Genomic DNA, 23681 nt, shown 5'->3' with positions numbered 1-23681 from the left:
AAGGTTTCATAGTCGCTAAACTCGTTCCTTTTCATCTGCCAGGCAAAGTCATGCCTGCTGGATTTAGCACCTTAGCCTTTACGGCTGGTTGCTGAAGCGTCATAGGGCCAGTCCCTCGACTTCTCTCGATAAGAATTCACTATTCAATTATGATGCTGTTTCTTGGTTTGAATGATTAACTGCACTTTCACTTAGTGAAGTTCCGCTATATATCTTCTTATCCTATCTTCATTGGAAGGGCAGGTCAAGTTGATTTGTCGAAAAACAATGAACTTTCTGTGTTAAATGATATTTCCATGCTTTTCTTTAAGTGACCGCAGCATCGCGCACTGCCCGGATCGGATCGATTTCTGCTCCGTGTACTTCGAATTTGTACCAAGTGAATTTGCCTTCTTCCAAATACCAGCTGATTTCAACTTTGGAAGGGATTTTATACGCACCTGCATTGTGATGTTCTTTAATTTCCGCGACGCAAGGCAAGCGGGAGGCAGATTTATCATTGTCTTTGTAGCGGTAAGCTATCACTTTCTGCAGTTCACCGGCTTCGGAAAAATAAAAATCAGCAGATCCGGAAATGCCGCGGTACGTCATTGTCGCTCTCGCTGCATTAGCGTCAAGTTCTTCCCAGGTTACATACGGACTTAGCGCCGCTGTCGGATACCATGCCATCTCCATCAAAAAGCGCTGCAGCGCAGATTCATCGGTTTTTGTGTTGTTGCTGACTTGGACAATCGGCAGGAGGCCGGCTGCTTTGATCAGCATATCGGCTTTGCCCGACTCGAAATGGTCGCGGCCGACCACTTGTCCAAACGGCACCATGTTCGTCTTGACGGTCCAGGTAAAAGACGGCGGATTGGCCGTAATGGTTTGTTCCGCTTCCGCCTTCATCCATTTTTCCTGCTCCGGCTTGAGGCGCATCCAGCCGGTTTGCTTTAAGGTCACCGTTCGGATTTCGTCCGCTCCAATGGCACCGGCATCAACCAGCCAGTTCCGGACAGATTGTGGAAGCGGCTCGAGCATGTCCTGGGTGATTTTCACCGGCGGCGCATCCGACACTCCATCCAGCTGCTGCTGAATTTGTTTATTGCTTTGATTTGAAAAATTCCATAAAGCTCCTTTGTACAGAGCGGCAAGTCCAACGATTGCAAGCGGTATGGCAACTCTCATCACAAACACCTCCGTTTAGCATTACTATGTCTATACGACATCGGAGGTAAATTTCCTTTAATAACTTTCATTTAGTTTTCATAAGACTTCCACCGGAAAAAGTTCTTTGACTGTCTGGATGGGGCGTGCATGCGGTTGTGCTTCATACGGGCGGAATTCGACGTTTCCGACATGGACGCCCATGTTGTATTCCCCGATGACGGAATCCAGTAAGATAAAGAGGGCTGGCGACAGTTCGTCTTCGTTGTCTTTGGTCAGGCCTTTGACATAAAGCGTCAAGCTGACTTCTTCGTGCTCAATGTCCTGAAGCGCTGTATAATACACATCACCCCAAGCCAGGTGCCGGCTTCCGAACTGGACGCTGAATTCTTCTTCTGAAGGCTGGCGGAATGCCACGATGTCAAAGCGTTCAAGTTCCGGCGCTGCTTCGTGCAAATCAAAAACCGCATCAAATGCATCGAGCATGCCGTCCGCGCTGATCGTAAACTCGCGTTTGCCTCCTACCGGCTCCATACTGAACTCAAAAACCAGGTGCTTATTCACTTTTTGCAGTTTTCGCTGCAGCACGGCAAACAGCTCTTCCTGATTGCCTCTAGTTAACTTATAATAATTGCGTTCGTTTTCTTTAAACCATTTCCAAAAAGCTTCCACTTTGTTTTTTCTCGTAGGCAGCCATTTCATCCCGTCTATCCCCTTTGCTCGGCCTCTGCTCATCAACTATACTGGCACTCCGCTCAATTTTTGCTAAACTTCTGTTAATTAAAAGCTTATACTAAAGTAATAGTAAATTTCCATATTTTTTTATTTAAAGTAGAAAAGTAAATGCCAATTGATGCATAAATGAAAGGAAGATGACCATGCCACGCTTATCTTTGTCGCCAGAATTAGAGAGATTCCGGGAAAAACTCGAACCAACTGTCAAACCGGTAATCCGGATTCAGACAAACCCAAAAGCCACCGCTTGGCATCAAAGCAAGTTCGGCGGCCTGCCGTATTTGCCAAACGGTATGGAGCTGCCAAAAGATGCGTCCGGCGCCGCCATGAGATTGCTAGCCCAAATTAATTTTGAAGAACTCCCTTCGGTGCTGGAAGACTTGCCGGAGAAAGGCATCCTGCAATTTTTCCTTTCGCCGGACGCTGATGGCATGGGCCTGGACTTCGACGACCAAACCAACCAAAGCAATTTCAAAGTGGTTTTTCACGAAGAACCCATTCCGGAAGACGGGCTCGTTACAGATTTTTCATTTCTCGAGGAGCCGAAAGAAGATGATTTCCCGCCGTACAAAGAATCGGCTTTGTCTTTTGTCTTGGACCAGGAGGCTGTCTCGATTACCGACCGGACTTTTGAAGCTATTTTCAAAGGAATCGACTATGAAGAAGTGATGAAAATGGAGGAGAATCAACCTATTATTTTCTGGCAACTGTACTCCGAGCAGTTTTCCGGAGAAGGCCATAAAATCGGCGGCTATCCTTTTTTCGCCCAAGTCGACCTTAGAGGAAATGAGCAATATGCCGATTACGATGTCCTATTGCTTCAGGTTGATACGGATGAAGAAGCGGGCATTGCATGGGGAGATACCGGCGTCGGCAATTTTTTCATCAGCAAAGAAAATTTAAAGAAGCGAAATTTCTCGGATGTAGTGTACAACTGGGACTGTTGTTAATCGGGTCAAGGCAAAAAAAGGGTGCCGGAATGTGATATCCGGCACCCTTTTTTCAGTTCTCCATCTGCCAGGCATTCGGAGTCCCGTTTATTTTCTGTATTTGATGGCCAGCCCTTTCAGGAAATTGCGGGCATAGCGGTCGCCGCAGATGCTGTAGTTTTTGTGGCCCTGCTTTCTTAAGATCCCGCCCATTTCCCCTTTGGTGACCGTAACGCCGGCCAATTTCAAAATGTCGAGTATGTCATCGCTTGTCAGCTGCAAGGCGATTTTCACTTTCTTCAACAACAGGTTGTTGGAAGGCTCATTTGAAAGCGGCGGCTGTGCCGGCTGGCCCGGTTTTGATTCCTGTTTGCCTCGTTTGTGAACGATCAAGCCGTTCAAAAAGGATTCAAATGCTTCGTTGTCCAAAGGGATGTGGTCTTCTTTCCCTTTAAGGTCTTCGTCTTCCGGCGTTTTTGTCAGCACTTTCAATACATCTTCTTTCGAAAATTCAATGCCGCCAAGTTTGAAGATTTCCACCATATCGTTATTTTTTATATCAAGGGCGTACCTTAATCTGATCAGTAAATCGTTATTGTCCATCTGAAATAACCTCCTTTTATTGCATACATTCCAGGTGTTTGCTTGTTTATATCCACCCTTAATAATAGCATAAAGAGACGCTTTCAGGACTTTTACCTGAAGGCAAAAAAGCCGTTCATCAGACCGTTTGCCTGATGAACGGCTTTTTCAATCATTTTTTGCTTCTTGATACACTTCTTCTTTGGAATGAAAGCCGTCGGCGATGACCGTGTCTGCCAGATTTCCGGCATCCACCGCAGTGGGCGCCAGCAAGATCGACGGCACTTCGGTCTTGCCGTTGTTGACGCTGACGGACGTCATGATTTCTTCGCCTTTTGCCAGCTGCACCGCCAGTTCCGCCACTTGGGCGGTGAGGTTCTGGATCGGCTTATACACGGTCATGGTTTGGGTGCCCGCAACGATGCGCTGGGCTGCCGCGAGTTCTGCGTCCTGGCCCGCTACCGGAATTTTTCCGTTCATTCCTTGCGCTGCCAGCGCTTTGATGGCGCCGCCGGCTGTTGCATCATTGGCCGCAATAACCGCATCGATTTGATTGCCATTGGCTCTGAGGGCTTCAGCCATATTGTACTGGGCATTTTCCGGCGCCCAGTCATCGGTCCATTCGTCGTAGACGATGTTAATATCGCCCCGGTCGATGGCCGGCTGAAGCACATTCAAGACGCCTTTTTTGATCAGGTGGACGTTGTTGTCGGTCGGGGCACCGCCGATATAGGCATAATTCCCTTTCGGCACCGCCTCGAGTATGGCCCGCGCCTGCAGTTCCCCCACCTGCTCATTGTCGAACGATACATACAAGTCAACATCGGCATTTTTCACCAGGCGGTCATAGGCAATGACTTTAATGCCGGCTTCGTGCGCTTTATGGACAATGGCTGCCGTCGCTTCCGCGTTATGCGGCACAATCACCAGCACATCGATGCCGCCTTGGATCATGGCTTCCGCCTGAGCGATCTGCAGCGCATCGTCGCCGTTCGCCGCTGCTATCTCCACTTCCGCGTCCAATTTCTCAGCCGCTTGGCGGAACAAGTCGCGGTCTTTCAGCCAGCGTTCCTCTTTTAAGGTATCCATTGAAAACCCGATTTTGACGGCTTCGTCCTGTCCGGTTTCCGGCGGCACGATCCTCTCTTTCTGCGCTTCGGGCTCTTGCCCTTCACAAGCAGCAAGCATCCCTGCCGCAACCAATGCCATCAGCAGGCCGGCAATCCGGCACTGAATCTGCTTCATGGGATTTTCCTCCCTACTCTTCCTTAATGCCCAAAAGCGTCTTGCGGTATTCTTTCGGCGACATTTCGTACATCTTTTTGAACACTTTGCTGAAGTAATTCGGTTCGTGGTAGCCGACATCAATGGAAATTTCCTTCAGGCTCTTTTGCGGATCGGCCAGCAGCTTTTTCGCCCGCTCCATCCGGCAGACCGTCAGGAACTCGATGTAGTTGACGCCGAGTTTTTCCTTGAACATCTTGCTGATGTAAATCGGGCTCAGGTCGACCCGTCTTGCCAAAGTGTCGAGTGAAATGTCTTCATGGGAATGCTCCCGGATGTATTGTTTGATCTGGTGAATTTTATCCACTTCCAGCCGTCCGCAATGGCTCTCATACAATTGCTTCATCCCTTCAAGCAATTGCCGCGTCTCAGCACTGAGCTGCCGGTAATCCTGCGCCTGCACCGGATAATACGGCGCTGCCGCCTCGACGCCCATTTCTTCCATGACCCTTGACGCAATCCACAGCACTTCAAGCGCCCGCTGCTGGGCAAGAAGAACATTTGCTTCCTGCTGTTCAAAGCGCCGTATTAAATCCAGGACAATCTGGTCAATGCATTCCCATTCTCCCTGCCGGACGTAATCGAACAGTTTTTTCTCCTGCTGCTTGATAAATGCGGCGTCGCTTTCTTTATCCAGCACCGGCACATCGGAATAAAACCGGTATTTTGAAGGAATGCCCAGATCCATCGTCGCAATCAATGATTTCTGGTACGAATTCCGGATTTCTTCAAGCGAGCTGCATTCTATGCCAATGCCGACAAACCAGTCTTCCTGGCTATGCTGTTTTGAAATATCCAGGATTTCCTTTGCCAATTTGATGGCTTGGGAACGAAACGACGTGCCGGCTTCGCGGAAAACGATGATCGGCAGCTGGCGCCCATATAAGGCGCCGACCCACGCATTGCCTTGCCGCCGTATGTTTTCTTTGATTTTTGAATACGCTTCTTCGCCCCCTTCCGGGATAAGCACCGTCAGCACAAACTGTTCGTTTTCCGACTGGATTTCAAGCATTTCGACCAGCATATCAATATGCACTTCGTGGACATGGTCAAAAAGCAGTTGGGTGACGACATCGGTCTCGACAATGCTCAGTGCCCGCTGAAAGGCATCCTGTTCCTGCCGGCGCACAGCCGACTCCTGCTCTTTTTGCCGCTGCTGTTCGAGCAGTTTGCCGACGGTCGCCACAATTTCACTGGCTTTGCTCGGCTTCAGCAAATAATCCTTTACGCCGAGTTTGATCGCTTGCCGCGCATAATCGAACATATCAAAAGCCGTCACCATGACAAACTGAACTTCCTCATTGGACCGCTGGATTTGTTCGATCGCTTCGAGCCCTGTCATCCCTGGCATCATGATGTCCATGAAAATCCAATCCGGGTTCCAGTCTTCGGCGATTTCGACGGCCAGCTTGCCGTTCTTTGCTTGCCGGAATTCAAAATCCGGATAGTTTTTTTGCAGAATCGCCTGCATGCCGTCGCGTTCAATCGGCTCGTCATCCACTATGAGCAGCTTGACCATGATTTTGGACCCCCTTTACTTTTGGCAATTTCAATGTAATTTTCGTTCCTTGGCCGACTTCACTATCGATTTCAACAAGGCCTTCCCGTCCAAAGAAAAGGTTCAGCCGCTTCAGTACATTGCCGAATCCGATGCCGGTTGAATGCCCTTCTTTCGAGATGATGGCCTGCTCCAGAAGCTGCCGCTGTTTTTCTTCATCAATGCCCGGCCCGTTATCTTCAATTTCAATCCATACTTCGTCTCCGACTTCCTGGATGCGAAACCATATCTCGCCGCCGTCTTCTTCCGGCTCGATGGCATGGATGACCGCGTTTTCAATCAGCGGCTGCAATGTCAGCCCTGGAATTTGAAAGCCCAGTGCAGACTCTTGTACGTCTGCGTGGAATTTCAGGCGGTCGCTGTAGCGGGCTTTCTGGATGTCGATGTACTGCTGAAGCACATACACTTCTTCGTAAAGCGAGACTGCTTTGTCCATCCGCTTTAAGTTGTAGCGCAAGAGGCCCGCCACGCTGACCAGCAAATCACTCGTTTCTTCCGCACCGTCGAGATACGCTTTTTTCGACAACGTGTTCAGCGTATTGAATAGGAAATGGGGATTGATCTGGTTTTGCAAATTGCGCAGCTGGCTTTCCTGCAGCAGCATTTTGCTTTCCTGCAGCTCCCGCTCAAGCTGGGCTTTTTTCTGAATCTCCAGGATCAATGCATTGATGTTGCTGCGCATATGGTCAAAAGTTTTGGCCAAAAACGAGATCTCATCGTTCGAATCCACTTTGATGGGCCGGTCAAACCGGCCGATTGCCAGTTCGTTGGCCGCTTTGGTCAATTGCTGCACCGGTTTGGTGATGCTGCGCGAAAACAAATACGTAAACAGCACAAGCACCAAGGTAATCAGCAGCAGCAGCCAAACGCCCAGTTTCTCCAGCTCTTCCGACTGGCTGATGATGCCCCGGTAAAAGCGTTCATAGGTTTTTAGCTCAGTATCAAAAATGCTTAACGTCATTTCGGAAATATAAAGCGAGATGTTCGATGCCTCCGCAAATTCTGCCAAAGCGGATTCCGCTTCCCCCTGCTCCTGGAACATCACCGAACGGTCCACCGTTTCAATAAAACTGTCGATTAAGTGGCTGTAATTGGTCAAAATGAATTCATTGTCCACATTGCGCAGCTCATAGACGGTCGACTGGACGCTCAGCAGCCGCTCGCGGCTTTCTTCAAGCTCGGCTTCGTTGCCCGCTGTCGGAATCATCAAGTACCGGTTCAAATTGGCGACAATGTCCTGGCTTGAGCTGGTCACTTCATTCATCTGCAAATAGCGCTGCAGGATGTCGTTGTACTGCGTCTGCATTTTCTGGTTATAGAACGTCAGCGTCAGCCAAATGGCGATCATGATGGCAAGAACAACGGAAGCCAGCACCCAAATCTTTTTTTGTATTGTGTTCATGGGCGTTTTTTCGCCCCTTCCAAAATCCGGATATCCGTAAAATAACCATCCGGATCCAGCGGAACTTTTTCGTTGTTCAGCCAATCCATGATCAATTCGACGCTCATGCTGCCCATTTTTTCAGGGGACTGGCCAATCACCGCATCCAAACCGCCTTGCGTCAGCAGCGCCGGAATGTCCGCGCCGTCGTCAAACGAATAAATATGGAAGCGTTCAAGAGCCGAACGCCTGCTGATTTCCTGCATCATCGTCCCGACATGGTTGGCGTTAAGCGCGATAAAGGCATCGGCTCCCGGCACCTGGTTCAGCACATTTTGCGTCGTTTCAATCACTTCTTCAGTGGAATCGCCGCTTTCTACCAGCACCACTTGGAGGCCGGAATGCACGTTCAAGACTTCCTCCATTCCCTGAAGGCGCTGCTGTTGGCTATAGGCCTGTTCGCTATTTGTAAGAACGACGACCTGCCCTTCACTTCCCATGTTGTCGACCAATTGCTCCGCCAACCGTTTTCCCGCCGCAAACTGGTCTGATCCCACATAGGTTTTCCGCAAGCTCTCGGCAACCGGCACGTCATTCGCCACCGTTACCACCGGAATGCCATAGGACGCCGCTTTGATCTTCGTCAGTTCCTTGAATTCCTCGGTATCCAGGCCTTGGACGATGACGCCGTCCACTTTGGAATGAAGGGCGATTTCAATTTGCTTTAAAAATTCGTCCTGGTCATTGCCGTAGCTTCCCCATACTTCGAGGCTGACGCCTTCTTTTTCCGCTTCGTTCGATGCCCCTGCTGCCACTTGATTCCAAAACGGTGTTTTCATTTCCTGGGTAACGAGGACCAGGCGAGGTTTTTCCTGGTTTTCCGGGACACTCGACGGCAATTGCCAATCGGAGCGGAATGCCTTTCCAGCTGACATGAATGTAAAAAATCCCAAAACCGCACAGAGCATACAAAGGATGACGACGACTTTTTTTCTCATGTTGTGCAGCTCCTTTTCCGTGTCCTAACTGCTTTTATCATATCATTTGCCAGAAAATTCACAATCACTTTCCGTATATAGAAAAAGCGCCTTCTTTAAGCAAGAAGACGCCGGTTTTACTTAATGCTTACGCCCGTTGTTTCCGGGTCATCACATCAAAAATTACAGCCAAAGCCAAAACGCCGCCGCGGATCATGTATTGATACGAAATCCCGGTTCCAAGCAAGTTCATGCCGCTCGACAGCGAAGCCATAACGATGGCTCCGATAATCGCACCGGTCACTTTCCCGACGCCGCCCGCAGAAGAAACCCCGCCGACATAGGCAGCCGCGATGGCATCAAGTTCGAATAGCGTCCCGGCAGTCGTTGTGGCCGATTGCAGGCGTGAAGTAAACAGAATGCCGGAAAGGGCAGCAAGCATCCCCATCGACCCAAAAACAAAAAGCGTGATTTTCGTGACGTTGATCCCGCTTAAATGGGCGGCTTCCGGATTGCTTCCGACTGCATAAATGTTGCGGCCCAGGACGGTCTTCGTCGCCAGGAAATGATAGATGACAACGACCAGCAGCATGATGACCACCGTCCAGGAGAAGCCGTTGTAACCCGCGAGAATCCACGTAATATAGCCGATAATAAAGGACACAAACACGAGCTTCACGATGAAAATTTTAAACGAAACCACTTCAAATCCGTATTTCGCTTTGTTCCGGCGGTTTGAAATTTCGCTGTAGATGTACAGCAAAATCCCGGCAAGCCCCATCAACAGCGACAATAGATGCAATCCGTTGATTTCCATAAGCGACGGGATAAATCCGTTGCCCAGTGCGTTAAAGCCATCGTTGTTGACGATGATTGTCCCGGTGCCTTCTGTGACATTCAGCAAAGCTCCCCGGAAAAACAGCATTCCGGCTAAGGTAGCCACGAACGCCGGAATGCCGACTTTGGCGATCAAAAATCCGTTGAACAACCCGATGATAACGCCAAAAATCAAGACGATCGGAATGACCAGAAAAACGGACATGCCCATTTGCGACAGGAAAATCGCGGCAATCGCGCCCAAAAAGCCGGCTAAAAATCCGACCGACAAGTCGATGTGCCGAATGACGATGACCAAAGTCATGCCGACGGCCAGAACGGCAATATACCCGGTTGAATCGAGTAAATTGCTGATGTTACGTGAAGACATGAACAAGCCGTCTGTCATAAACGTAAACGTCAGTATAATCACAAGCAAGGCGATGTACATTCCGTAATCGCGGATATTCGCTTTGATCAAATGTTTTGCTTCTGCTAAAAAACCCATTGTTCTACCCCCTATTGCGTCGCAAGCTCCATAATGGCTTCCTGAGTCGTTTCTTCTATTGTTAATTCACCTTTTATGGCACCTTCCGCCATGACATAGACGCGGTCGCTCATGCCGATGATTTCATTCAATTCGGACGAGATCATGATGATGCTTAATCCTTCTTTGATCAGTTGGTTCATAATGGTATAAATCTCGAATTTTGCTCCGACATCAATTCCGCGCGTCGGTTCATCCAGGATCAAAATTTTAGGTCCAGTAAACAGCCATTTGCCCAGCGATACTTTTTGCTGGTTGCCGCCGCTCAATTTTCCAACCGCCTGCTCAAGCGAATTGGCTTTGATCCGCAGTGAATTTTTGTAATCTGTTCCGACTTTCACTTCTTCGTTCAAATTGAGGACGCCTCTTGCCGAAATCCCTTTCAGATGCGCCGCGGTGACATTGCTTTTGATGTCTTTGATCAAAAACAGCCCGTTTCCTTTCCGGTCTTCGGTTACATAAGCAATCCCAGCTTTGATGGCGTCGCTCGTGTGTTTCAGCGTTCGCTGTTTTCCAAAAACCTCGAGTTCGCCTTGCAGCCTATAGTTTTTCGGATTGCCGAAAATGCTGAGTGCGAGCTCTGTCCGGCCCGACCCCATCAATCCCGCGATGCCGATGATTTCCCCTTTTTTCACTTCCAGGTTGGCGTGTTTCACCACTTGGCGTGCGAGTTCCGGGTCATATGCGGACCAGTCTTTCAGCTGAAGAACCGTCTCCCCGATTTTCTTCTCTATCCGCTTTGGAAACACATCTTCGATTTCACGGCCTACCATATTTTTAATGATAACGCTCTCCGACAACTCCCCTTTATGGGCGTCCAATGTGACAATGGTTTTGCCATCGCGCAAAATGGTCGCTTTGTCGGCAATCGAAATGACTTCCTTCAATTTGTGGGAAATCATGATGCAGGTGATTCCCTGGCTTTTCAGTTCTTTTAATAACTCCAATAAGTTGTCGCTGTCGTTTTCATTTAAAGCAGCTGTCGGTTCATCGAGAATCAACAGTTTCACATCTTTGCTGAGCGATTTTGCAATTTCAACGAGCTGCTGTTTGCCTACACCTAAATCTTTGATCAAAGTTTCCGGGTCCACTTTCAACTTTACTTTCTGCAGCAATTTGGATGACTGGACAATGGTTTCATTCCAATCGACAAATGGGCCTTTCCGGATTTCATTGCCGGCGAAGATGTTCTCGTATACCGTCAAATCCGGGAACAGCGCAAGTTCCTGATAAATGATGCCGATGCCTGCTTTTACGCTGTCGTTGATTTCGTTGAACTGCTGGACTTTCCCTTCAAAAACGATATCGCCTTCGTATGTGCCGTGAGGATAAACGCCGCTCAGAACTTTCATAAGCGTCGATTTGCCGGCGCCGTTTTCTCCGATCAAGCAATGGATTTCTCCGCGTTCCACCTTGAAGTTGACATCCGACAGGGCTTTCACCCCGGTAAACGATTTCGAGATGTTCTTCATTTCTAAAATATAGTCGCTCATTTCTTCGCCTCCCTTGCGCAAACACCAAGGAATGGAGAAATAGTGATAGAAGGTTCTACCACTATTTCTTCCGTCCTATGTGATTTTTACTCTAAGCCCGTAAATTCATCCGCTTTGTAATACTCGGAATCGATCAATTCCGCTTTGACGTTTTCTTTGTCCACAACGATGACGTCTGTTTGCTTCGCTTTTACTTCCGTCATGCCGTTGTCGTAAGAACCCGTTGTTTCCGGTGTGTTGCCGTCCATGATTTCAACTGCCATGCCCATTGCATCTTCCACCAATGTGCGCACATCTTTGAATACGGTCATCGATTGTTTTTCATCGATGATGTACTGGACGGAAGCTTTCTCTGCATCCTGTCCGGTAATCATGTAATCCGTTACGGCCGTGTCTGATGCAAATACATCGGCAATCGAACGGGCAGTGCCGTCATTTGGTGCAAGGATGGCTACATTGCCTTTCATGTCGTCGCCGACAGAAGTCAAATGCGTCTGTGCTTTGTTTTTGGATTCGTTCGGATCCCAGTTGGTTGTGACCTGGCCGATAATCTGGCTCAACTGGTCACGGTTCAGTTCTTTTGTATCCTTCAAAGCTTCCGCTTGGCTGGAGTTGGCAATTTTGAATGTGCCATCTGCAATTTTCGGCTGCAGCACTTCCCATGCGCCCTGGAAGAATAAGAATGCGTTGTTGTCAGAAGATGCCCCTGCATACAAGTAAAGCGGTACGCCCGTGCCTTCTGCATTGTCCACCAAATACTGGGCTTGTGCAGCCCCTACTGCCAATGAATCGAATGTTACGTAATAATCAACAGCATCCGTATCGGTGATCAAACGGTCATAAGCGATCACCGTGACATCGTCCTTTTTCGCAGCTTCCACTGCGGCAGCAGCTGCTGCTCCGTCATGCGGCGTGATGATCAGGACTTTGATGCCTTTGTTCAACAGTGCTTCCACGTTTTCTTTCTCTTTTGCTGAAGACCCTTGGCTGAACAGGATTTCAGTCGAATAATCCGAATCTGCCAACGCTGCTTTAAAGCGTTCTTCATCCTGGACCCAACGCGGCTCATCTTTTGTCGGCAAGACAATCCCAATATCTACACCCGAACTTGAACCAGACCCTGAACCTTCTTCTCCTCCGCCATTGCATCCAGCAGCGATCAAAGCGAACACGGCCAAAATCACGAATAACAAGAAGCCTTTGGAATTTCTTCTCATCTTCTAACCCCTCTCCCTTTATAAATAAAATTAAGTACAAGTTCAGTATAAATTTCAGAACACCAAATGTAAGCGTTATCATCAGCACTCTTTTAACATTAACTGTAATTTTTTAGCTTTTTAAGCGAAAGTACTAAGAAGCACAAAAAATCCCCCATGAAGACATGCTTCACGAGGGATCTTAAAAAGTTCCATTCCTATACGATTAATTTTCACTCCGGTGTACGGATGACCAAGACATCGCATTTCGCTGAACGAACGATGGATTCTGATACAGAGCCAAGCAGAAAACGCTCAACGCCGCTTACTCCGGTAGCACCGCAGATGATTAAATCCGCGCCGGTTAAGTTAGAAAGTTCTTTGGTGATGACGGTTTTCGGTGCACCGTATTCAATGGCCAATTTTACATCTTTGATGCCTTGGCGCTCTGCTTCCGCTTTATAGCGGTTCAGCATTTCTTCCGAAGTTTGTTGGGCACTGTCAATGCTTGTCCGTTCGTATGCTTCAAAAGCACGCGTATCGATGACATTCACCAGGTTTAAAACAGCCCCGGCATTGCGTGTTGCAACATCGATTGATTTCCGGAATGCGTACTCCGCTTCTTGGGATCCGTCGATTGCAACTACGATGTTCTGATAATGATTTGCCATTTTTCTTACTTCCCTTCTAATACAAATTAAACGCTGTGAGTTCAGTGCAAATTAGTTAATGGCAGCGCTTGGTTTTTTAAGAAATAATGACAGCACGACATTAATGATGGCAAAAATCAAGCTGACCGTAAAGACAAGCGACGATCCTGAGGCTGCGGCTTCAGCTGGTGCTGCAGAAGTTGTGGCCAATAAGCTTCCTTGTCTTGCCGCCATAAGCGAAACCATTACTGCAATCCCGATTGCACCAGCTACCTGCTGTATGGTTTGTGTAATGGCAATGCCATCCGGATAAAATCGTTTCGGCAACGAATTCAATGTGTTTGTTTGAACCGAAGCCAGAACTGCGCCTACCCCAAGCATCATGATGATGAATGTCACGACAATCAACCAGACAGGCGTACCTGTGCCGAACTGCGCGTACAAGATATAACCGATAGCTACCAGAATCGTACCTGGCGTAATGACGGCTCGCGGTCCGTATTTATCAAAGAATCGGCCGATAATCGGCGCTAATATACAATTGAGCAAGCTTCCCGGAAGCAGCACCAATCCGGTTGTGAAAGCTGCCATCAGTAGGGCCATCTGCATGTACATCGGCAAGATGACGAGCATCGACAACATATTAAAGAACGTGATGAAACTCATGAACACGCCAAGAACGAAAAGCGGATAACGGAATGCTCTTAAGTTCAGCATCGGATTTTTCATCTTCATCTGGCGGACTGCAAAAAGAATGATTGCAAGAAGTCCGATGATGATCGATCCGAGAACAGTCGCACTCATCCAACCGGCTTCACCAGCTGTACTCACTCCGTAAACAACCCCGCCGAATCCGATGGTCGAAAGGATGACCGAAAGTGCATCAATTGAAACTTTGCGGATTTCGTTGACGTTCGGCAAGAAAATAAAACCGAAGATCAGCGAAAATAATAGAAACGGCGCTGTTACCCAGAAAATCCATTCCCAAGACAATGTATCTAAAATAAGGCCAGCGATGGTTGGGCCAAGTGCCGGGCCTGCGAGCATAACCAGTCCCATGACTCCCATGGCAGCGCCCCGTTTATTTGGCGGGAAAATGGTGAAAATGACGTTTTGTGTCAAAGGCAAGTTAATGGCCAGACCTGCCGCTTGAATAACGCGGCCCAGTAATAAAACACCGAATACAGGGGCCAATGCTGCTATGATTGTCCCGACAAGAAGCAGCAGAACCGAAGTGATGAACATCTGGCGTGTAGTGAATTTTTGCATCAGAATGCCGGATACGGGTACTAAAATCCCCAAAGTTAAGAAATAGCCTGTTGCCAGCCATTGAACCGTTGTCGCGTTGACAGCGAAAATTTGGCTTAGTTCTCCCAAAGCAATATTTAATGCCGTTTCGCTAAAAAGTCCGACAAAGCCTGCCACTAAAAGGGCGGCCATGATCGGGCCTGTTTTGATCTGTTGTTTAGTTGCCGTGTTTGTTGCTGTTTGTGTAGTAGCCACTTATTCAAACTCCTCTATTCAAATTGGGATTGCAGGTGTATGCGTCCGCCCTCGAGGTGCAGAACGATTGGTTAACTATACCAAAAATTTTTCTTTAATGTCAACTTAGTTGACAATATTTAATTTTTCTGTTATTGTAAATCTAGTTGACAATGTGTATTAGGAGGGCCAAATGTTTAAAATCGGGGACTTAATTATTTATTCCGCTCACGGCATTTGCAAAATTGACGATATCAGTGAAAAAACCGTTTCGGGCATTACGAAGAAATACTATAAATTGCATCCCATGGAAAACAGCCAGCGTGTCACAATCAGTACGCCAGTCAATAATGATAAAGTGGTAATGCTTGGCATGCTTCACAAAGACCAAGCCATGCAGCTGCTTGAGAATTTCAACGAACCCGGTCTCGAATGGATTGACAATCCCAATGCGCGGCAAGCGTTCTTTTTTGATTTGCTCAATACCGGCGACCGGCGGGAAATCGCCAAGGTCGTCAATACGCTCATGCGCAAAAAAATCGAAGTGAAAAAGCTAAACAAAAACTTGTATGAACGCGACCATAAAGTATTGAACACCGCCCAGGCCATCCTTTTCAAAGAGTTGGCGATTTCGCTTGAAACCACATTTGAGGAAATCAATGCACTGGCTGCCAAGCTGATCAACGATAACCTATAATACAAAGAATCCCCCACTCAGGGAGCCTAACTTCCTGAGTGGGGGATTCTTCTTTTCGCAGATAGCGGCAGTTTTTTAAAACCACCGCTAACTCTTTTCATTCGTTTCGCTTCCTTCTACAGAAATGATGAGCGTTAAGATGACTGTGGCAAGGAGCACTAACGACATGACCAGTAGCATGTGGATCCCCTCAGAATAGGTTGAAATATTAGCGGTTCCTTGCATCTCTTCTGTCCAATTTCCATCCATTTTTAATTTCTTTCTGCAAAACTCTTTGCTGCTGTGTCCATCACGCCCCTTTGCTTGTTGAAAGTAAACCTGCAGGTAAGACTAAATACTCAATTACTTTTACAGCAGTATCAATTATCAGAATATTAAGTATAATTAAGTTGATATTGGTTAACTTTTGCTCTTTTTACTTCCTATCACCATATTCCTGCTGAAAACCTGTATCCAGTTTGGCTAAAAGACATGCAGCGAAAGGAGGAACGAAAAATGAGGAATGCTTCTCCTGAAGAAAAGAAAGAAAAAAAACCTGTCAGCCTTCCGGAAACTTCGTTGGCAGGCACTTTTGTATCGGTTCTTATTTTAGCGGCGTTTATGCTTATCGCTTGGTCTGGTGTATTCCTTTTGTTTTTGTCGCGCAACTAGTACCCCAAACAAACAGTGGAAAGGAGAATTCAGCTTATGCACATCCACCGCTATGAAAAAGTCTGGTTAATCATCGGCTCCTTGATTCTGCTTATTTTCCTGATCATTTTGGCGATTCAAACCTTTTTCCTGGAAATGGGTCCGCCGAGCCATGCGGAAACGATTGACCCGCAAACGGTCCGCGATTCGGAGATTTTTGCAGACGCGGGATTGAAGGAAATCGGCGAGAACGAATATGAAATTGCCATCATTTCTGAGATGTTCGCTTTCCAGCCCGGAGATTTGGAAATCCCGGCCGGAGCTACCGTCCATTTCACTCTCGCCTCCCCTGATGTGACGCACGGCTTTAAAATCACCGACACGAATGTCAATGTGATGGTGGTGCCTGGACACATTTCAAAAGTAAGCCATACATTCGATGAGCCGGGTGAATATTTGATTCTTTGCAATGAATACTGCGGCCTTGGCCACGAATACATGGCCAGCACCATCACTGTCAACTAATAAAAGAAAGTAGGGGAAAAAATGACGCACTTGACCGATGCATCGGCCCTTCACAAAGGAAAAGCAGTGGACGCGGATTTGGTGGCCGGCATTCCCAGACGGGATTTCCGCTTATCGATGGCTAACTTATTCATCGCCTTTGCTGCTTTATTGCTCGGCGGAATTGCCGGTTTGCTGCAAGGCTTCGTCCGCAGCGGCTTTCTGGAACTCCCTTCCTGGATCAGCTATTACGCTTTATTGACGGCGCACGGCGTTCTTCTAGTTTTGGTTCTCAGTTCTTTTTTCAGCATCGGCTACTTATATGCCGGTACTTCACGGGTGCTTGGCGGCCTGGCTCCTAAAACCATCGCTTTCGGCTGGACAGGGTTCGGGCTGATGGCGCTTGGCACAGCGATTGCTGCATTTTTCATTCTTTCCGGCAAAGCCAATGTTCTTTATACGTTCTACACGCCGATGCAGGCCAACCCCTGGTTCTATGTCGGCTTGGCGCTTCTTGTAGTAGGCATCCTCCTGAACTGCGTCGGCATGTTTATCACGTACCAAAGCTGGCGCAAGCAGAATCCGGGGCAGCTCACTCCGCTTTTTGCCTTTTTCGCCAATGCCGTATTTGTGCTATGGGTATTGGCATCGCTTTTTATTGCGGTGTTTGTGGTCGGCATGGTCATTCCATGGGCGTTCGGCTGGGTGCCGACAATCGATCCGATGATCGGGCGGACCCTTTTCTGGGCGTTCGGCCATACACTCGTCAACATCTGGATGCTGACATCAATTTCTGCCTGGTACGTTTCGATGCCGAAAATCATCGGCGGAAAGATCTTCAGCGATTCCCTGGCACGGGTCGCAGTTGTCATCCTGGTGGTCGCCAACGTACCCGGCGGCTTCCATCACCAGATTCTTGATCCCGGCTTGTCGGTTGAGCTGAAATTCCTGCATGTCATCCAAACGTTCATGATCATCTTCCCTTCTCTCATGACCGCTTTTGCAATGCTCGCAACGATGGAACGGGCCGGCCGATCAAAAGGCATCACCAGTTTGCTAGGCTGGTGGAAGGTCTTGCCATGGAGGGATGCCCGTTTCTTTGCTTTGATTGTCGCGATGTTCGCTTTCATCCCTGCGGGGCTCGGCGGAATCATCAATGCCAGCAACCAGGTCAACCAAGTTGTCCACAATTCCATCTGGGTAACCGGCCATTTGCATTTGACCGTTGGCACGACCGTTATGCTGACGTTTTTCGGCGTATCCTACTGGCTGATTCCGTTTCTGACCGGAAGAACGATGACAAAGACACTCAATAAACTGGCGATCGCCCAGACGATCATATGGGCAAGCGGCATGCTTCTCATGTCAGGCGCCATGCATGCCAATGGGCTTTTGGGAAGCCCTCGCCGAACCGCGAACACTACTTATAATAATCACAGCGAAGCTTCGGGATGGGCGATATACGAAACCATCATGGCGATGGGCGGAGTCATTCTGTTTATCGGGATTCTTTTGCTGATCTATATTTGGGTGCAGCTCGCCTTTTTCGCACCAAAAGGAAAAACGGAATTTCCCATTGGCGAAGATTACAATGAAAAAGACCGCTCACCGCTCTTTATGGATCGCTGGTCCATTTGGGTGACATTGGCGTTCCTTTCGATTGCCATTGCCTATGTCATCCCGCTATGGAATTTCTCTACCGGCCATAATCCGGGTTCACCTCCATTCCTAATGCCTTAGGCCCAAAAAAGGCGTTCATTTGATTCCATCACAAAAAACACGAAAAGCGCACTTAAGGGCTTTTCGTGTTTTTCAACTCCATTCGTTTTCTCGAAACATTAGCCGGCCAATAATTTTTCCATTGAGGGATTCAGATGCTCCAATCCAATTTTAAAATGTCTTTGAGAGCTTTCACTTGCTCTAAACCGATTGCATCCACGATTCTTTTTTCGAGCCCGGCTTTCAACGCTTCATTTTTCTCGTAGCATTCTTCGCCCAGCGCCGTCAGCTGAAGCCATTTTTCCTTTTTGTTGTTTTCTACATTGTTGATTTCCACTAATCCTTTAGCTTCCAGGTTTTTAATGAATTTATGTATCGCCTGCCGGGAAATTTCCACTGTCTTGTTGATATGGGAAATGGTCGGCTGCTTTTTGTAAATCCTCGCCATGATATACCATTCCGAGTTGGAAATGTAGATATCACTTTGGCTGTTCCAGGCTTTCTCCGAGATTCCGCGCACTAAGCTATGGCGCTCACTCAATAAATCTATCAAATCTAAATTTTGCAATTCAGAGTTCGGACTCAAACGATTCACTCCAATCAACTTCTTCGCCACCTAATATACCGATTCCGATTGGGGTTGTCAATTTGTGAAGGGTGATGGAAAGGGGATCCGTAAACAACCGTTTGCAGAGAATAAAGGCTAGTCTGCTGAATTTTCACCACAAATTTAAAAGCACAGGAGCGATTTCTCCTGTGCTTTTAAAATGGCTTTACTTAACGGCTTCGGTTTGCACTTTTGCCAAATGGCGTTCCATCTGGCCCAAATGGCCTTCAATGTGCTTCACAATCAGATGGTCAATCAGGAATGACAAGGGTTTGCCATCGAAGTTCGGGTTGTAGCTTGGCGCCGTTTTCTCCAAGTCTTCCGCTTGTACTTTCTCGAATGCATCTTCTGTTAAAGGAACCAGGGATTGCAGCCACAGAACAACTTCGTCTTTTGAAACAGCTTTAACTTGTTTTTCTTCAACAGCCGCTAAACGCCTTACGTGCTCATGATTGCGCCCCCATTTTGCACCCGGAACAATAAGCAGAGCTTCGAGATCAGCAGCCCAGAATTCTACTGCTTCAATGACATGGTTTGCAATTTGCATAACCGACCATTCTTCTACAGAAGGCTTCTTATACAATAAGCTTGTTTCTGTCGTTTCCAACAGGCTAACCATTTGGTTGATTGTGGATTTGATGTTTGTTGAACTTTCTTTCAATTTTTCAATAGTCACTGTAAAATACTCCTTAGTTCCGGTTGTAAACCGTTATTTGTTTTGCGTTGCAACAAAGCACAAAGAGAGGAATGAATTTCATGTCCAGCAATTCGACAATCGGCTCGTTAGCACTGGGAATCCAGATCATTGATGCCGTTGCCCAAAGTGATCTTCCGCTGAAGTTTTCCGATATCCAGGAAGCAACGGGCATTTCCAAAAGCAATTTATACAAATACTTGAACACCCTGACGCAAATGGATTTATTGTATCGCGACCATAAACGCGGCGCTTATTCGCTCGGCTATAAGTTTTTGGAGTACGGCAATGCCGCTTCGCAAAATGCTGATTTTGTCGGCCGGCTGACGCCTTATTTCAAAGAAATCAGCAAACTTAGCAGTATGACAACGCTCTTTGCCACATGGGTTAATGACGGACCAGTCATCACCAATATTTGGAACACCAATTACGGATTGAACATCGGTGCACAAGTCGGCACCAAACTGCCAATGTCTTCAGCATCCGGAAAAATTTTCGCTGCTTATGCAAATTCACTGGAGATGACCAACTGGATTGAACGCGAACAGCAAACCATTGAAGGTTTTGACATTTCCAAGTTTCAGCATGAGCTGAAACAAATAAGGGAAAATCAATTTACATACTCCTATGAACCGCTTGTACGCCATGTATCGTCTCTCGGTTTCCCGATCCTTAACTTCAAACGCGAACTGGTCGGCGCTTTTTCGGTTGTCGGCTTCTCCGAAGACGTTCCACATGAACGGGATTCAGAAATCATTCAAAGCATTCTTGCCATGAGCAAAGAAATGTCTGCCATATATGGATACAAAGAGAAAGAGGAGTAACCCCCTCTTTCTCTTTTTTTATTTCTTTACGCTTTTACTTCGTTTTTGCGGACATTGAAGTAGTTGTATAGGAAATCGGCCACTTCATAATTGGTATCCTTGTGCTGGTTGAAAATTGTATTGCGCAAGAGTGTTGTGATTTCATCTTCTGCATGGATGATTTCTCCCCATTTGCGTGCTGATGTTTGGACCATCGCACTGCGCGGCAATCTCTCCTCTTGATATTTCATGAAAGCTTCATTATAAGTAGCTTCCGTTTCCAGCGCTTCCCCTAAAACGTATGCATCTTCAAGAGCCTGTGCTGCCCCCTGCGCCAAGTACTGCAGCATTGGATGCGCTGCATCTCCCAGTAAAGTCACATTGCCTTCTGTCCAGTTTTCAATCGGCAGGCGATCAAACATGCCCCACCGGAATTGTGTGGAGATAAATTCCAAGGCTTTTTCTACTAATGGATGAGCGCCTTTGAAGCGTTCCACCATTTCTTCCGGTGTGCCCCAGTCTCCATCCGGCTTATAGTCATAGGTTTTGAAAACAACTACCTGATTATAAAGTTCGCCGCGGCGTACCGGGTACTGCACCAAGTGTAGGTTTGGCCCGACCCACATGATGACATCATCCATGGCGATATCGCCTTTTGCTGTAATTTCATCAATCGGAATCGTTCCACGGTAAGCCACATACTCTGAGCAAATTGGCTCATCATCCGAGAATAGTTTCCGGACATTCGACTTCAAGCCGTCCACGCCGACAACTGCTTCCGCATGATAAGTTTCGCCGTTTTGGTTGGTAACGCTTGCTTGTTCTGGCGACTGCTCCACTGTCTGGATGATCTGGTTGTTCATGAATGAAATGCGGCCTTGCTTTTGGCACGCTTCAAACAAGACGCGGTGCAAGTCCGAACGGTGCAATACCACATACGGCTGTTTAAAATGATCCTGGAACCCTTCTGTCAAATCCAATACCGCCAGCTCTTTTGCCGTGTATACATCTTTCAGCACAAGACGCTTCGGAAAGACCGACACTTTTGCGATTTCTTCTTTCACGCCCAGTTGATCAAGCACATGCATTGCATTTGCCCCCAGCTGAATTCCTGCACCGACTTCACCGAACTCAGGCGCCTGCTCTAAGACTGCTACGGTTTTATCTGTGCGCTGTACGATTGAAAGCGCTGTCGCCAAACCTCCAATTCCTCCACCCACTACAATGATATCGCTTACTTTTGTCATTTAGAAAACCTCCCGAATACACTTAGTCCATAAATAGAGAACAAAGTTTCTTATTAATGAAAACTTTAAACTTTTCTGTTATGCTTGTCAATAAGAAAAAATAATATTCTATCTTTTTAGACAATCTTCGTATTTTTCTACCGGACGCCGTTGAGTTAAAGGAAAGGAGGAAATTCACTTGGCAGAAAGAAAACCGGCTACCATCCAATCGCTCCAAAATGGCTTGGACGTCCTGGAATTGATTGCGCGGGAACGCAGGCCGATGAAATTCACAGAAATTCTGCTGTTGTCCAATATGACCAAAAGCAATATCCATAAATACTTAACAACGCTTGCACAAGCCGGATTCCTCAACCGAGATCCTGTGGCGAATACCTATAGGCTGGGCAATAGGTTAATCGAAATCGGCAATATGGCGCAAAGTGAAACATCGATTGCAGAAATAGCCGATCCCTATATGAAAAATTTCACCGAACAAACGGGGCTGACGGCATTGATTGCCCTTCCTTCTATAGATGGCCCTTTCATTAAAGAAATCTGGAGCGTTACGTACGGCATCGATATCGGTGCACAAAACGGCACCACTTTGCCGCTGTTCTCTTCAACCGGCTATATTTTCTATGCATTTCAGGAAGGGCTGCAGCTGAACCACTGGATCGATCAATCTCGCCGTGCTATGCCAATTGAAGCCGAATCAGTCGATAATCAGGAAATTGCGCAAGTCAAAGAGCAACAGTTTGCGGCCAAAAACGAACCGCTCATTGAACACATCTCGTCCTGCAGCGTTCCTGTATTCAACCATCAAAAGCAGCTGGTCGCAGCAATTACAGCAGTCGGTTACAAAAATTTAATCCCGCAGGACCATCAGCATGAAATTGCACAGCAAATGCTTGATTTAGCGCAGCAACTATCCCATTACTTTAAATAAAGGAGCATAAGACTCCAAAAGTATTCTGAAAAGTATTGACAATGCCCATCCAAATGGTTTATGTTTTCTATAAATAGAGAACTAAGTATTCTATTTTTATAACTAGGAGGTTCTATTATGAAATTAATTAACTATACACATAATGGCTTAACACGTGCAGGCGCAATTGTAGACGAGCAGGTAGTTGACTTAAATCTTGCTTACCAAGCGCAATTGCAAACAGCTGGTGAATACCGTTACAAGGAAATTGCACACGCTTACGTACCATCTACAACAGATGAATTGTATCAAGGTGGAGAAAAATCGCTTCAATTGGCACAGGAAGCTGTAGATTTCATTTTGGCTAATCCTTCTGTATCAGTTCAAAAAGCTGTTTATCCGCTTGAAGAAGTAAAAGTGGAAGCTCCAGTTATTAATCCAGGAAAAATCATTTGTGTCGGACACAACTACCGTGAACATATCTTGGAAATGGGCCGCGAGTTGCCGACTCATCCAGTAATCTTCGCAAAATTTGCAAATACAATCTTAGGGCCGGAAGACGATATTCCGTTTTACCCGATTTCTGAGCAATTGGATTACGAAGCAGAATTTACATTCGTTATCGGCAAACAAGCACGCAATGTTTCTGAGGAAGACGCGCTCGATTATGTAGCCGGTTACACGATTACAAACGACGTTACTTACCGCGATATCCAACGCCGTACCTTGCAGTGGCTGCAAGGTAAAACAGTGGACGGCTCTGCACCGATGGGCCCTTACCTCGTAACTTCTGATGAATTGAAAGATCCATCCGGTTTGGATGTTGTCTTGACTGTAAACGGTGAAGTCCGCCAAAAAACAAATACAGCCAATCTGGTCTTCTCTGTTCAGAAATTAGTGGCATTCCTATCTAATTTGATGACGCTTGAGCCTGGTGATGTGGTATTGACAGGAACGCCTGGTGGAGTCGGAGTCGCGATGAAACCTCAGCAATTCCTGAAAGACGGAGATGTTGTACGCATCGAAATCGACAAAGTCGGCGCACTTGAAAACAAAGTTGCGACAGCAGCAACTACTTTAGTTAATGCGTAAGTATT

General features: G+C 47.2%; 23 protein-coding genes and 1 riboswitch. Of the genes, 8 read left to right on the top strand and 15 right to left on the bottom strand.

Translation table 11 applies throughout. The features are described 5' to 3' along the window. Positions 1–28 precede the first annotated feature (28 nt). Positions 29–135: riboswitch (SAM riboswitch) on the bottom strand. Positions 136–306: 171 nt separating this feature from the next. Together BLQ32_RS08265 and BLQ32_RS08260 are read right to left on the bottom strand one after the other, a co-directional pair. Beyond that, entirely contained in the window at positions 307–1167 is an 861-nt protein-coding gene (locus BLQ32_RS08265) for a DUF6920 family protein (protein ID WP_074509981.1), read from the bottom strand. 78 nt (positions 1168–1245) lie between these two features. After that, positions 1246–1848 carry a hypothetical protein gene (locus BLQ32_RS08260; RefSeq protein ID WP_074509980.1) on the bottom strand — a complete coding sequence of 201 codons (603 nt, stop codon included), beginning with the start codon at positions 1846–1848 and terminating at the stop codon, positions 1246–1248. Between the two features lie 176 nt (positions 1849–2024). Here BLQ32_RS08260 and BLQ32_RS08255 point away from each other — a divergent pair, with 176 nt between their 5' ends. After that, positions 2025–2831 carry a YwqG family protein gene (locus BLQ32_RS08255; protein WP_175557091.1) on the top strand — a complete coding sequence of 269 codons (807 nt, stop codon included), beginning with the start codon at positions 2025–2027 and terminating at the stop codon, positions 2829–2831. Between the two features lie 87 nt (positions 2832–2918). On the opposite strand, the gene BLQ32_RS08250 is transcribed toward BLQ32_RS08255, so the two are convergent. The 10 genes from BLQ32_RS08250 to BLQ32_RS08205 all read right to left on the bottom strand — a co-directional run bounded on the left by BLQ32_RS08250 (position 2919) and on the right by BLQ32_RS08205 (position 14734). Continuing rightward, positions 2919–3413 carry a YehS family protein gene (locus BLQ32_RS08250; protein WP_074509978.1) on the bottom strand — a complete coding sequence of 165 codons (495 nt, stop codon included), beginning with the start codon at positions 3411–3413 and terminating at the stop codon, positions 2919–2921. Between the two features lie 147 nt (positions 3414–3560). After that, positions 3561–4637 carry a D-xylose ABC transporter substrate-binding protein gene (xylF, locus tag BLQ32_RS08245; RefSeq protein ID WP_074509977.1) on the bottom strand — a complete coding sequence of 359 codons (1077 nt, stop codon included), beginning with the start codon at positions 4635–4637 and terminating at the stop codon, positions 3561–3563. A 13-nt stretch (positions 4638–4650) separates the two neighbouring features. Then, positions 4651–6195, bottom strand: coding sequence for a response regulator (locus BLQ32_RS08240; protein WP_074509976.1), 1545 nt, complete (start codon positions 6193–6195; stop codon positions 4651–4653). After that, on the bottom strand, positions 6170–7636 hold the full coding sequence (locus tag BLQ32_RS08235; RefSeq protein ID WP_036802029.1) for a sensor histidine kinase: 1467 nt from the start codon (positions 7634–7636) through the stop codon (positions 6170–6172). The genes BLQ32_RS08240 and BLQ32_RS08235 overlap by 26 nt, the downstream gene beginning before the upstream one ends. Then, positions 7633–8613, bottom strand: a complete 981-nt coding sequence (locus BLQ32_RS08230; protein ID WP_074509975.1) for a sugar ABC transporter substrate-binding protein — start codon at positions 8611–8613, stop codon at positions 7633–7635. The genes BLQ32_RS08235 and BLQ32_RS08230 overlap by 4 nt, the downstream gene beginning before the upstream one ends. Positions 8614–8740: 127 nt before the next feature. Further along, positions 8741–9916, bottom strand: a complete 1176-nt coding sequence (locus tag BLQ32_RS08225; protein WP_053166188.1) for a sugar ABC transporter permease — start codon at positions 9914–9916, stop codon at positions 8741–8743. A gap of 11 nt (positions 9917–9927) precedes the next feature. Further along, positions 9928–11448 (bottom strand): sugar ABC transporter ATP-binding protein, encoded by a 1521-nt coding sequence (locus tag BLQ32_RS08220; RefSeq protein ID WP_074509974.1) that lies wholly within the window; start codon positions 11446–11448, stop codon positions 9928–9930. Between the two features lie 86 nt (positions 11449–11534). Then, positions 11535–12665: a sugar ABC transporter substrate-binding protein gene (locus tag BLQ32_RS08215; protein WP_053166190.1), complete on the bottom strand. Its 1131-nt coding sequence runs from the start codon at positions 12663–12665 to the stop codon at positions 11535–11537. Positions 12666–12877: 212 nt separating this feature from the next. Then, the gene (locus BLQ32_RS08210; RefSeq protein WP_074509973.1) at positions 12878–13315 is read right to left on the bottom strand and encodes a universal stress protein; all 438 of its coding nucleotides are present in this window, start codon (positions 13313–13315) and stop codon (positions 12878–12880) included. Positions 13316–13366: 51 nt separating this feature from the next. After that, positions 13367–14734 carry a DHA2 family efflux MFS transporter permease subunit gene (locus BLQ32_RS08205; protein ID WP_074510076.1) on the bottom strand — a complete coding sequence of 456 codons (1368 nt, stop codon included), beginning with the start codon at positions 14732–14734 and terminating at the stop codon, positions 13367–13369. A 235-nt stretch (positions 14735–14969) separates the two neighbouring features. Between BLQ32_RS08205 and BLQ32_RS08200 the strand changes: the two genes are divergently transcribed. The 4 genes from BLQ32_RS08200 to BLQ32_RS08185 all read left to right on the top strand — a co-directional run bounded on the left by BLQ32_RS08200 (position 14970) and on the right by BLQ32_RS08185 (position 18347). Next, a complete protein-coding gene (locus BLQ32_RS08200; protein ID WP_074509972.1) occupies positions 14970–15473 on the top strand; it encodes a CarD family transcriptional regulator in 504 nt (167 codons plus the stop codon). 495 nt (positions 15474–15968) lie between these two features. Beyond that, entirely contained in the window at positions 15969–16124 is a 156-nt protein-coding gene (locus BLQ32_RS19590) for a cytochrome c oxidase subunit 2A (RefSeq protein ID WP_139150518.1), read from the top strand. 36 nt (positions 16125–16160) lie between these two features. Next, on the top strand, positions 16161–16628 hold the full coding sequence (locus BLQ32_RS08190) for a cytochrome c oxidase subunit II (RefSeq protein ID WP_074509971.1): 468 nt from the start codon (positions 16161–16163) through the stop codon (positions 16626–16628). Between the two features lie 117 nt (positions 16629–16745). Further along, positions 16746–18347 (top strand): cbb3-type cytochrome c oxidase subunit I, encoded by a 1602-nt coding sequence (locus tag BLQ32_RS08185; protein ID WP_244890338.1) that lies wholly within the window; start codon positions 16746–16748, stop codon positions 18345–18347. 130 nt (positions 18348–18477) lie between these two features. On the opposite strand, the gene BLQ32_RS08180 is transcribed toward BLQ32_RS08185, so the two are convergent. Both BLQ32_RS08180 and BLQ32_RS08175 read right to left on the bottom strand, forming a co-directional pair. Beyond that, positions 18478–18930 (bottom strand): MarR family winged helix-turn-helix transcriptional regulator, encoded by a 453-nt coding sequence (locus tag BLQ32_RS08180; RefSeq protein ID WP_074509970.1) that lies wholly within the window; start codon positions 18928–18930, stop codon positions 18478–18480. A 169-nt stretch (positions 18931–19099) separates the two neighbouring features. Continuing rightward, positions 19100–19609: a DinB family protein gene (locus BLQ32_RS08175; RefSeq protein WP_074509969.1), complete on the bottom strand. Its 510-nt coding sequence runs from the start codon at positions 19607–19609 to the stop codon at positions 19100–19102. A gap of 80 nt (positions 19610–19689) precedes the next feature. Here BLQ32_RS08175 and BLQ32_RS08170 point away from each other — a divergent pair, with 80 nt between their 5' ends. Then, a complete protein-coding gene (locus BLQ32_RS08170; protein WP_083335292.1) occupies positions 19690–20451 on the top strand; it encodes an IclR family transcriptional regulator in 762 nt (253 codons plus the stop codon). A 26-nt stretch (positions 20452–20477) separates the two neighbouring features. Here BLQ32_RS08170 and BLQ32_RS08165 read toward each other — a convergent pair whose 3' ends face one another. Then, positions 20478–21677, bottom strand: coding sequence for an FAD-dependent monooxygenase (locus tag BLQ32_RS08165; RefSeq protein WP_074509967.1), 1200 nt, complete (start codon positions 21675–21677; stop codon positions 20478–20480). Between the two features lie 178 nt (positions 21678–21855). On the opposite strand from BLQ32_RS08165, the gene BLQ32_RS08160 reads away from it, so the two are divergent. Continuing rightward, complete coding sequence (locus BLQ32_RS08160; protein WP_074509966.1) at positions 21856–22605, top strand: IclR family transcriptional regulator; 750 nt, start codon at positions 21856–21858, stop codon at positions 22603–22605. Between the two features lie 117 nt (positions 22606–22722). Beyond that, entirely contained in the window at positions 22723–23676 is a 954-nt protein-coding gene (locus BLQ32_RS08155) for a fumarylacetoacetate hydrolase family protein (protein ID WP_074509965.1), read from the top strand. Positions 23677–23681 lie beyond the last annotated feature (5 nt).

Source organism: Planococcus glaciei, assembly GCF_900099655.1.
In the GTDB taxonomy this organism is placed as follows: Bacteria; Bacillota; Bacilli; order Bacillales_A; family Planococcaceae; genus Planococcus; species Planococcus glaciei.
Note: the sequence above shows the minus strand (reverse complement) of the source record. Positions and strands in the feature narration are given on the sequence as shown.